The organism is Pseudomonas sp. CM25, from assembly GCF_013179705.1.
Lineage (GTDB): Bacteria > Pseudomonadota > Gammaproteobacteria > Pseudomonadales > Pseudomonadaceae > Aquipseudomonas.
On the sequence record NZ_JABMCW010000194.1, the window covers coordinates 1 to 10610 of the forward strand.

General features: G+C 58.7%; 14 protein-coding genes. 1 reads left to right on the forward strand and 13 read right to left on the reverse strand.

Annotation, left to right across the window (positions count from 1 at the left end):
- Nucleotides 1-2395 (forward strand): excinuclease ABC subunit UvrA (gene uvrA / locus HP546_RS18940; RefSeq protein WP_172228316.1); only part of this gene is annotated, 2395 nt, incomplete at its 5' end.
- A 71-nt stretch (nucleotides 2396-2466) separates the two neighbouring features.
- On the opposite strand, the gene bfr is transcribed toward uvrA, so the two are convergent.
- The 13 genes from bfr to rplR all read right to left on the reverse strand — a co-directional run.
- A complete protein-coding gene (bfr, locus tag HP546_RS18945) occupies nucleotides 2467-2931 on the reverse strand; it encodes a bacterioferritin (RefSeq protein WP_003255449.1) in 465 nt (154 codons plus the stop codon).
- A gap of 163 nt (nucleotides 2932-3094) precedes the next feature.
- Entirely contained in the window at nucleotides 3095-4534 is a 1440-nt protein-coding gene (locus HP546_RS18950) for a catalase (RefSeq protein ID WP_172228318.1), read from the reverse strand.
- A gap of 172 nt (nucleotides 4535-4706) precedes the next feature.
- Nucleotides 4707-5093 (reverse strand): 50S ribosomal protein L17, encoded by a 387-nt coding sequence (gene rplQ / locus HP546_RS18955; protein ID WP_003255451.1) that lies wholly within the window; start codon nucleotides 5091-5093, stop codon nucleotides 4707-4709.
- A 42-nt stretch (nucleotides 5094-5135) separates the two neighbouring features.
- Entirely contained in the window at nucleotides 5136-6137 is a 1002-nt protein-coding gene (gene rpoA / locus HP546_RS18960) for a DNA-directed RNA polymerase subunit alpha (protein ID WP_003255452.1), read from the reverse strand.
- 22 nt (nucleotides 6138-6159) lie between these two features.
- Nucleotides 6160-6780: a 30S ribosomal protein S4 gene (gene rpsD / locus HP546_RS18965; protein ID WP_012270238.1), complete on the reverse strand. Its 621-nt coding sequence runs from the start codon at nucleotides 6778-6780 to the stop codon at nucleotides 6160-6162.
- A gap of 15 nt (nucleotides 6781-6795) precedes the next feature.
- A complete protein-coding gene (gene rpsK, locus HP546_RS18970) occupies nucleotides 6796-7185 on the reverse strand; it encodes a 30S ribosomal protein S11 (RefSeq protein ID WP_003255454.1) in 390 nt (129 codons plus the stop codon).
- Nucleotides 7186-7203: 18 nt separating this feature from the next.
- Nucleotides 7204-7560, reverse strand: a complete 357-nt coding sequence (gene rpsM / locus HP546_RS18975; protein WP_172228320.1) for a 30S ribosomal protein S13 — start codon at nucleotides 7558-7560, stop codon at nucleotides 7204-7206.
- A gap of 129 nt (nucleotides 7561-7689) precedes the next feature.
- Entirely contained in the window at nucleotides 7690-7806 is a 117-nt protein-coding gene (gene rpmJ, locus HP546_RS18980; RefSeq protein ID WP_002555468.1) for a 50S ribosomal protein L36, read from the reverse strand.
- Between the two features lie 29 nt (nucleotides 7807-7835).
- Nucleotides 7836-9167: a preprotein translocase subunit SecY gene (gene secY, locus HP546_RS18985; RefSeq protein ID WP_003255459.1), complete on the reverse strand. Its 1332-nt coding sequence runs from the start codon at nucleotides 9165-9167 to the stop codon at nucleotides 7836-7838.
- Nucleotides 9168-9602, reverse strand: a complete 435-nt coding sequence (rplO, locus tag HP546_RS18990) for a 50S ribosomal protein L15 (protein WP_003255461.1) — start codon at nucleotides 9600-9602, stop codon at nucleotides 9168-9170.
- Between the two features lie 3 nt (nucleotides 9603-9605).
- Nucleotides 9606-9782: a 50S ribosomal protein L30 gene (gene rpmD, locus HP546_RS18995; protein ID WP_011531895.1), complete on the reverse strand. Its 177-nt coding sequence runs from the start codon at nucleotides 9780-9782 to the stop codon at nucleotides 9606-9608.
- A gap of 2 nt (nucleotides 9783-9784) precedes the next feature.
- The gene (rpsE, locus tag HP546_RS19000) at nucleotides 9785-10285 is read right to left on the reverse strand and encodes a 30S ribosomal protein S5 (protein WP_003255465.1); all 501 of its coding nucleotides are present in this window, start codon (nucleotides 10283-10285) and stop codon (nucleotides 9785-9787) included.
- Nucleotides 10286-10288: 3 nt separating this feature from the next.
- On the reverse strand, nucleotides 10289-10610 hold a 322-nt coding region (gene rplR, locus HP546_RS19005), incomplete at its 5' end, for a 50S ribosomal protein L18 (RefSeq protein WP_218584554.1).

The following is a 10610-nucleotide window of genomic DNA, read 5'->3' on the forward strand; positions in this document are numbered from 1 at the left end:
GCTGATGCTGCTGGCGCCGGTGATACGCGAGCGCAAGGGTGAGCACCTGGCGGTATTCGATGAGCTGCGCGCTCAGGGTTTCGTGCGCGCCCGGGTCAACGGCAAGCTCTACGAGCTTGACGAGCTGCCAAAACTCGACAAGCAGAAGAAGCACAGCATCGATGTGGTGGTCGACCGCTTCAAGGTTCGCGCCGACCTGCAACAGCGCCTGGCCGAATCGTTCGAGACCGCGCTGAAGCTGGCCGACGGTATTGCCCTGGTGGCGCCGATGGACGACGAGCAGGGCGAAGAGACGATCTTCTCCGCGCGCTTCGCCTGCCCGGTATGCGGCCATGCGATCAGCGAGCTGGAACCGAAGCTGTTCTCCTTCAACAACCCGGCCGGCGCGTGCCCGACCTGCGACGGCCTGGGGGTGAAGCAGTTCTTCGACACCAAGCGCCTGGTCAACAGCGAGCTGACCCTGGCCGAAGGCGCCATCCGCGGCTGGGACCGGCGCAACGTATACTACTTCCAGATGCTCGGCTCGCTGGCCGCGCATTACGGTTTTAGCCTGGAAGAGCCCTTCGGCGAGCTGTCGGCCGAGCATCAGAAGGTGATCCTGCAGGGCAGTGGCAAGCAGAGCGTCGACTTCAAGTACCTCAACGACCGGGGCGATATCGTCAAGCGCTCGCACCCGTTCGAAGGCATCGTGCCGAACCTGGAGCGCCGCTACCGCGAAACCGAGTCGGCCACCGTGCGTGAAGAACTGGCCAAGTTCCTCGGTACCCAGCCTTGCCCGGATTGCCGCGGCACCCGCCTGCGCCGCGAGGCACGCCACGTGTGGGTGGGCGAAAAAACCCTGCCGGCGGTGACCAACCTGCCCATCGGTGATGCCAGCAACTACTTCGCCGAGCTGACCCTGACCGGTCGCCGTGGCGAGATCGCGGCGAAGATCCTCAAGGAAATCTGCGAACGCCTGCAGTTTCTGGTCAACGTCGGCCTCGACTATCTCACCCTCGACCGCAGCGCCGATACCCTGTCCGGTGGCGAAGCCCAGCGAATTCGCCTGGCGAGCCAGATCGGCGCCGGCCTGGTCGGGGTAATGTACATTCTCGACGAACCGTCCATCGGTCTTCATCAGCGCGACAACGACCGCCTGCTGGCCACCCTCAACCACCTGCGCGACCTTGGTAACACGGTAATCGTGGTGGAGCACGACGAGGACGCCATCCGCCTGGCCGACTATGTCGTCGATATTGGCCCGGGGGCGGGTGTGCACGGCGGCCAGATCGTCGCCGAGGGCTCGCCGCAGGAGGTCATGGACCACCCTGACTCGCTGACCGGCAAGTACCTGTCGGGGCGCAAGAAGATCGCCGTGCCAGCCAAGCGCACGCCGCGCAACAAGAAGCTGCAGCTCAAGCTCAAGGGCGCGCGGGGCAACAACCTGCAGAACGTCGACCTGGAAGTCCCGATCGGCCTGCTGACTTGCGTGACGGGAGTGTCCGGCTCGGGCAAGTCGACGCTGATCAACAACACCCTGTACCCCTTGGCCGCTACCGCTCTGAATGGTGCCAGCAGCCTGGAAGCGGCAGCGCACAGCAGCATGGATGGCCTGCAGCACCTGGACAAGGTGGTGGATATCGACCAGAGCCCGATCGGCCGCACGCCGCGCTCCAACCCGGCCACCTACACCGGCATCTTCACGCCGATCCGCGAACTGTTTTCCGGCGTGCCGGAATCACGCTCGCGGGGTTACGGCCCCGGGCGCTTTTCGTTCAACGTGAAGGGTGGCCGTTGCGAGGCTTGCCAGGGTGATGGCCTGATCAAGGTGGAGATGCACTTCCTGCCGGACATCTACGTGCCGTGCGACGTGTGCAAGAGCAAGCGGTACAACCGCGAAACCCTGGAGATCAAGTACAAGGGCAAGAACATCCACGAAGTGCTGGAAATGACCATCGAGGACGCCCGCGAGTTCTTCGATGCGGTACCAGCGCTGGCGCGCAAGCTGCAAACGTTGATGGATGTAGGCCTGTCGTACATCAAGCTGGGTCAGTCGGCAACCACGTTGTCTGGCGGCGAGGCGCAACGGGTGAAACTGTCACGCGAGCTGTCCAAGCGCGATACCGGCAAGACCCTGTACATCCTCGATGAACCGACCACGGGCCTGCACTTCGCCGACATCCAGCAGTTGCTCGACGTGCTGCATCGCCTGCGCGACCACGGCAACACTGTGGTGGTGATCGAGCACAACCTGGATGTGATCAAGACCGCCGACTGGCTGGTGGACCTGGGGCCGGAAGGTGGTTCCAAAGGTGGGCAGATCATTGCCTGCGGTACGCCGGAAGAGCTGAGCACGATGAAACAGTCGTATACCGGGCATTACCTGAAACCGCTGCTGGAGCGGGACCGGGCCTGAATACATCCGACAACATGAAAAAGCCCCTGATACCGAAGGTGCCAGGGGCTTTTTCATGATCTGTGGATAACTTACATCTGCGACTGCAGGTAGTTTTCCAGGCCGATCGCCTTGATCAGGCCCTGCTGCTTTTCCAGCCAATAGGTGTGATCTTCTTCGGTATCGGCCAGCTGTGCACGCAGGATGTCACGGCTGACGTAGTCCTTGTGCAGCTCGCACAGCTCGATGCCCTTGCATAGCGCGCCGCGGACCTTGTACTCGAGCTTGAGGTCCGCCTCGATCATCTCCGGCACGGTGCTGCCCACTTCCAGGTCGTCCGCGCGCATGTCGGGGGTGCCTTCGAGCATGAGGATGCGGCGCATCAGGGCATCGGCGTGCTGCGTCTCTTCTTCCATCTCGTGGTTGATACGCTCGTAGAGCTTGGACAGGCCCCAGTCTTCGTACATACGCGAATGAATGAAGTACTGGTCGCGTGCCGCCAGTTCGCCCTTCAGCAACGTGACGAGGTAGTTGATTACGTCCGGGTGACCTTGCATCGCCCTGCTTCTCCATGTGAATACGTCTATGCCACACAGTGTGAACCAGCTTTTGCCCGCGGTCACTGAAAAACGCGCAATTAGAAGCAAAAATTCGGCTAAACAGTAGTGATATTCATTGAAAAACCGCCCAAATGAGGGCGGTTCTTCTTATCACTTCGACTTAGGCAAGATTGACGCCCAAAGCCTTGGCAATGCCTTCGCCGTACGCCGGGTCGGCCTTGAAGAAGTACTGCAACTGCCGTTGCACCACGTCCAGGCTTACACCTGCCATGGTGCCGGCGATGTTGTCGATCAGCAGGGCCTTCTGCTCGGCACTCATCAAGCGGAACAGGGCGCCGGCGTGGCTGTAGTAGTCGCTGTCCTCGCGGTGATCGTAGCGGTCTGCCGAACCACTCAGGGCCAGTGCAGGCTCGGCGTGGCGCGGCGACTGTTTCGGTGCCTCGGCGTAGCTGTTGGGCTCGTAGTTGGGCGCACCCGCATAACTGCCAGTGGCCATGGAGCCGTCCCGTTGATAGCTGTTCACCGCGCAGCGTGGCGCGTTCACAGGCAGCTGCTGGTGGTTGGTCCCCACGCGGTAGCGATGCGCATCAGCGTAGGCGAATACACGGCCTTGCAGCATGCGGTCCGGCGACAGGCCGACACCCGGCACCATGTTGCTTGGCCCGAACGCCGCCTGCTCCACTTCGGCGAAATAGTTGAGCGGGTTGCGGTTCAGCTCCAGCACCCCCACTTCGATAAGGGGGTGATCCTTCTGCGACCAGGTCTTGGTCACATCGAACGGGTTTTCGCCGCGGCTCGCCGCCTGGTCTTCGCTCATCACCTGAATGCACACGGTCCAGCGTGGGTATTCGCCGCGCTCGATGGCCTCGAACAGATCACGCTGGGCATAGTCCGGATCGGTACCTGCCAGCCGTGCAGCGTCTGCCGGAGTGAGGTTCTTGATACCTTGCTGGGTCTTGAAGTGCCATTTGACCCAGGTGCGCTCGCCCTCGGCGCTGATCAGGCTGTAGGTGTGACTACCAAAGCCATGCATGTGGCGATAGCCATCCGGAATGCCGCGGTCAGAGAACAGGATGGTGACCTGGTGCAGAGCCTCGGGGGAGTGCGACCAGAAGTCCCACATCATCTGGGCGTTCTTCAGGTTGGATTGCGGGTGGCGTTTTTGCGTGTGGATAAAGTCCGGGAACTTGAGCGGGTCGCGAATGAAGAACACTGGCGTGTTGTTGCCAACGATGTCCCAGTTGCCTTCCTCGGTATAGAACTTGACCGCGAAACCGCGCGGGTCGCGCTCGGTATCCGCAGAGCCACGCTCGCCACCTACAGTGGAGAAGCGCAGGAAGATCTCAGTCTGCTTGCCGACCTGCTCGAACAGCTTGGCGCTGGTGTAGCCGGTGATGTCGCGGGTAACGGTGAAGGTGCCATACGCACCCGAGCCCTTGGCGTGAACGCGGCGCTCAGGGATGTTCTCGCGATTGAAGTGGGCAAGCTTCTCGATCAGGTGAAAGTCGTCGAGCAGCAGCGGGCCACGTGGGCCTGCGGAACGGGAGTTCTGGTTGTCAGCTACAGGTGCACCGCTGGCGGTGGTGAGAATCTTGCTCATGGGCTCTCCTTATCGGGCTTCAAGCGCCGGCTAATCGGCTATGGGGAGAGTATCGACGAGCAAGTTCATAAGGACAAATGTATTACATGACTTGCATCAATAGAAAATAACAATATATGCACACACAAAAAACCGGGCACTAGGCCCGGTTCTTTGTAGCAGACAGAACGTCTTACTCAGCAGCTTCTACAGCACCGCCGACCGGACGATCAACCAGCTCGACGTACGCCATAGGCGCGTTGTCGCCAGCGCGGAAACCGCACTTCAGGATGCGCAGGTAGCCGCCCTGACGGGTGGCGTAACGCTTGCCCAGGTCGTTGAACAGTTTGCCAACAGCGGACTTCGAACGGGTACGGTCGAAGGCCAGACGGCGGTTAGCAACGCTGTCTTCCTTGGCCAGGGTGATCAGCGGCTCGGCAACGCGACGCAGTTCCTTGGCTTTCGGCAGGGTGGTTTTGATCAGCTCGTGCTCGATCAACGACACTGCCATGTTCTGGAACATAGCCTTGCGGTGAGAGCTGGTACGGCTCAGGTGACGTCCACTTTTACGATGACGCATGATTCATTCCTTACCAAACACTACGTTCGGTGATTACGACGATCAGGCGGTCGCCTTGTCGTCTTTCTTAAGACTTGCAGGCGGCCAGTTGTCGAGGCGCATGCCGAGAGACAGACCACGAGAGGCCAGGACGTCCTTGATTTCAGTCAGGGACTTCTTGCCCAGGTTAGGAGTCTTCAACAGCTCTACTTCGGTACGCTGAATCAGGTCGCCGATGTAGTAGATGTTCTCCGCCTTGAGGCAGTTGGCCGAACGTACAGTCAGTTCCAAGTCGTCAACCGGACGCAGGAGGATCGGATCGATCTCGTCTTCCTGCTCGACTACGACAGGCTCGCTGTCACCTTTGAGGTCGACGAACGCGGCCAGCTGCTGTTGCAGGATGGTCGCAGCGCGGCGGATAGCCTCTTCAGGATCCAGGGTGCCGTTGGTTTCCAGATCGATGACCAGCTTGTCCAGGTTGGTACGCTGTTCAACACGGGCGTTTTCGACCACATAGGCGATACGACGCACCGGGCTGAACGAAGCGTCCAACTGCAGACGGCCAATGCTACGGCTTTCGTCTTCGTCGGTTTGACGGGAGTCAGCCGGCTCGTAACCACGACCACGAGCTACAGTGAGCTTCATGTTCAGGGCGCCATTCGACGCCAGGTTCGCGATTACGTGATCGGGGTTGACGATCTCGACATCGTGATCCAGCTGAATATCGGCAGCGGTAACCACCCCCGAACCCTTTTTCGACAAGGTCAGCGTAACTTCGTCACGACCGTGCAGTTTGATAGCCAGGCCTTTCAGGTTCAACAGGATTTCAATTACGTCTTCCTGAACACCTTCGATCGCGGAGTACTCGTGGAGTACGCCATCGATCTCGGCCTCGACTACTGCACAGCCAGGCATGGAGGACAACAGGATGCGGCGCAGCGCGTTGCCCAGGGTGTGGCCGAAACCACGCTCGAGAGGCTCGAGCGTAATCTTGGCGCGGGTCGGACTGACTACCTGCACATCAATGTGGCGGGGAGTCAGGAACTCATTTACCGAAATCTGCATGGATGCACCTATTTTCTAGCCCTTACTTGGAGTAGAGCTCGACAATCAGGTTTTCGTTGATGTCGGCAGACAGGTCGCTGCGAGCAGGAACGTTCTTGAAAACGCCCGACTTTTTAGCAGCATCCACGTCAACCCACTCAACGCGGCCACGCTGGGCGCACAGTTCAAGGGCTTGAACAATGCGCAGCTGAGCCAACGACTTCTCGCGGACCGCGACCACGTCACCCGGACGAACTTGGTAGGATGGAATGTTTACAGTCTTACCGTTGACGCTGATCGCTTTGTGCGAAACCAGCTGACGCGACTCGGAACGAGTCGAGCCGAAGCCCATACGGTAAACGACGTTATCCAGACGGCACTCGAGCAGTTGCAGCAGGTTCTCACCAGTTGCGCCTTTTTTCGAGGCTGCAGCTTGGTAGTAACCGCGGAACTGACGCTCCAGAACACCGTAGATACGACGGACTTTTTGTTTCTCGCGCAGCTGGGTACCGTAGTCGGACTGACGGCCACGGCGCTGGCCGTGGATACCTGGGGCTGCTTCGATGTTGCACTTCGATTCCAGAGCGCGAACGCCGCTCTTCAGGAACAGATCGGTGCCTTCACGACGAGACAGTTTGCATTTTGGACCAATGTAACGTGCCATTCTTCTGTCTCCTGATTACACGCGACGCTTCTTCGGCGGACGGCACCCGTTATGCGGGATTGGCGTCACGTCGGTGATGCTGGCGATCTTGTAGCCGCAGCTGTTCAATGCACGAACGGCGGACTCACGACCTGGACCTGGACCCTTGACGTTAACGTCGAGGTTCTTCAGACCGTATTCCAGCGCAGCTTGACCAGCACGCTCGGCAGCAATCTGGGCTGCGAACGGGGTGGATTTGCGCGAACCACGGAAACCCGAACCACCGGAGGTCGCCCAGGACAAAGCATTGCCCTGACGGTCGGTGATGGTCACGATGGTGTTGTTAAAAGAAGCATGGATGTGGGCGATGCCATCAACCACTGTCTTTTTGACTTTCTTACGAGGACGAGCAGCAGGTTTTGCCATGTCTATATTCCTGGGCGGTTACTTGCGGATCGGCTTACGCGGGCCCTTACGGGTGCGTGCGTTGGTCTTGGTGCGCTGACCGCGAACCGGCAGACCTTTACGATGACGCAGGCCGCGGTAGCAACCCAGGTCCATCAAGCGCTTGATCTTCATGTTGATGTCACGACGCAGGTCACCTTCGGTGGTGAACTTCGCGACTTCGCCACGCAGGGTTTCGATTTGCTCGTCGCTCAGATCCTTGATCTTAGCGGCTGGGTTTACACCAGCGTCTGCACAAATCTTATGTGCAGTTGTGCGACCGACACCATAGATGTAGGTCAGCGAGATAACAGTATGCTTGTTATCTGGAATGTTGACGCCTGCAATACGGGCCATTCAGTGGGACTCCAATTGACAGCTACCTACGCCCCGGAAGCCAAGAAATAGGGCGCGAGATAATATCGCTGTAGAAACGATTAATCAACCCAGCAGCACACTAGCTGCTGGGTTTGACGCAAATCACACTCAGCCTTGGCGCTGTTTGTGACGCGGTTCCGCGCTGCAGATCACTCGTACGACGCCTTCGCGACGGATGATCTTGCAGTTACGGCACAGCTTTTTCACCGATGCACGAACTTTCATTACCGACTCCTCGAACCTTAAGGGGCGTATCAGCGCAGCAAACCGCTGCCGCCGTAGCCTTTCAGGTTGGCTTTCTTCATCAGGGATTCGTACTGGTGCGAAACGAGGTGCGATTGTACTTGGGACATGAAGTCCATCACAACCACTACCACAATCAGCAACGAGGTCCCGCCAAGGTAGAACGGCACATTTGCTGCCACCACCAGGAACTGGGGCAGAAGGCAGACGGCCATCATGTATAGAGCACCGAACATGGTCAAACGGGTCAGAACGCCATCGATATAGCGCGCCGACTGCTCACCAGGACGGATACCCGGAATAAAGGCACCGGACTTCTTCAGGTTTTCCGCTACGTCTTTCGGGTTGAACATCAACGCTGTGTAGAAGAAGCAGAAGAAAATGATCCCTGCACTAAACAGCAGAATGTTCAACGGCTGACCAGGAGCGATCGACTGCGAGATGTCCTGCAGCCAGCCCATACCTTCGGACTGACCGAACCAGGCACCCAGCGAAGCCGGGAACAGCAAAATGCTGCTCGCGAAAATGGCCGGGATAACCCCCGCCATGTTCACTTTCAGCGGCAAGTGGCTGGTCTGCGCAGCAAAAACCTTGCGGCCCTGCTGACGCTTGGCGTAGTGAACGGCGATACGACGCTGACCACGCTCAATGAACACCACGAAACCGATAATCGCTACTGCCAGCAAACCGATTGCGACCAGGGCGAAAATGTTGATATCGCCTGTGCGTGCAGACTCGAAAGACTGCCCGATTGCTCTCGGAAGACCGGCAACGATACCTGCGAAGATCAACATCGAGATACCGTTGCCCACACCGCGCTCGGTGATCTGCTCGCCCAGCCACATCATGAACATCGCGCCAGCCACGAACGTGGAGACGGCGACGACATGGAAGCCCAGCCCTGCAGAAAACGCCACGCCCTGGTTGGCCAGGCCAATGGACATGCCAATGGCTTGAACCAGTGCCAGGATAACGGTGCCGTAGCGGGTGTACTGGCTGATCTTGCGACGGCCAGCTTCACCTTCCTTCTTCAACTGCTCCAGTTGCGGGCTGACCGCCGTCATCAGCTGCATGATGATCGATGCCGAGATGTACGGCATGATCCCCAGTGCAAAGATGCTCATGCGCTCAAGCGCGCCACCGGAAAACATGTTGAACAAGCTAAGAATGGTCCCCTCATTCTGCCGAAACAGATCCGCCAGACGGTCCGGATTGATGCCGGGAACCGGGATATGCGCACCTATCCGATAGACGATGATCGCCATGAACAGAAAGCGCAGACGAGCCCAGAGTTCCGACATCCCGCCCTTACCGAGCGAAGAGAGAGCACCTTGCTTAGCCATTTATTCCTCGAATTTGCCGCCAGCTGCTTCGATAGCCGCACGCGCACCCTTGGTGGCTGCGATGCCCTTGATGGTGACTGCGCGAGTAACTTCGCCAGACAGCATGATTTTCACACGCTGAATGTGCTGGTTGATCACGTTGGCATCCTTCAGGGATTGCACGGAGATCACGTCGCCTTCCACTTTGGCCAGCTCGGACAGACGCACTTCTGCGCGGTCCATGGCTTTCAGGGAAACGAAGCCGAATTTCGGCAGACGACGGTGCAGCGGCTGTTGACCGCCTTCGAAGCCAGGAGCGATCGAACCACCCGAACGGGAGGTCTGACCTTTGTGGCCACGGCCGCCGGTCTTACCCAGACCGCTACCGATACCACGACCTGGACGATGCTTTTCGCGACGGGAACCCGGCGCTGGACTCAGATCATTGAGTTTCATCGATTAGCCCTCGACCTTCAGCATGTAGTAAGCCTTGTTGATCATCCCGCGGTTCTCGGGAGTATCCTGGACTTCTACAGTGTGACCGATGCGACGCAGACCCAGACCCTTAACGCACAGTTTGTGGTTAGGGATGCGGCCCGAGACGCTCTTGATCAGCGTTACTTTTACGGTTGCCATGATCAGAAGATCTCCTCGACGCTCTTGCCGCGCTTGGCAGCAATGGATTCAGGAGATTGCATGGCTTTCAGACCCTTGAAGGTGGCGTAAACCACGTTCACTGGGTTGGTCGAACCGTAGCACTTGGCCAGAACGTTCTGAACACCAGCAACTTCCAGGACAGCACGCATTGCACCGCCGGCGATGATACCGGTACCTTCCGAAGCAGGCTGCATGTAAACCTTCGAGGCGCCGTGGGCAGCCTTGGTGGCGTACTGCAGGGTGGTGCCCTTCAGGTCAACCTGGATCATGTTGCGACGAGCAGCTTCCATGGCTTTCTGAATCGCGGCAGGTACTTCGCGCGACTTGCCACGGCCGAAGCCAACACGGCCCTTACCATCACCTACCACGGTCAGCGCGGTGAAGGTGAAGATACGGCCGCCTTTTACGGTTTTGGCAACGCGGTTAACTTGAACCAGCTTCTCGATGTAGCCTTCGTCGCGCTTTTGATCGTTATTTGCCATAACTTAGAACTCCAGCCCGCCTTCACGAGCAGCATCAGCCAGCGCTTTGACGCGGCCATGGTACTTGAAGCCGGAACGGTCAAAGGCAACTTGAGATACACCGGCGGCTTTCGCACGCTCAGCTACCAGCTTGCCAACCTTAGTGGCCGCGTCGATGTTGCCGGTGGCGCCATCACGCAGGTCTTTGTCCAAGGTCGAGGCGCTTGCCAGAACCTTGCTGCCGTCGGCCGAAATGACCTGGGCGTAGATGTGCTGCGAGGAGCGGAACACGCACAGGCGCACGACTTCGAGTTCGTGCATCTTGAGACGTGCTTTGCGAGCGCGA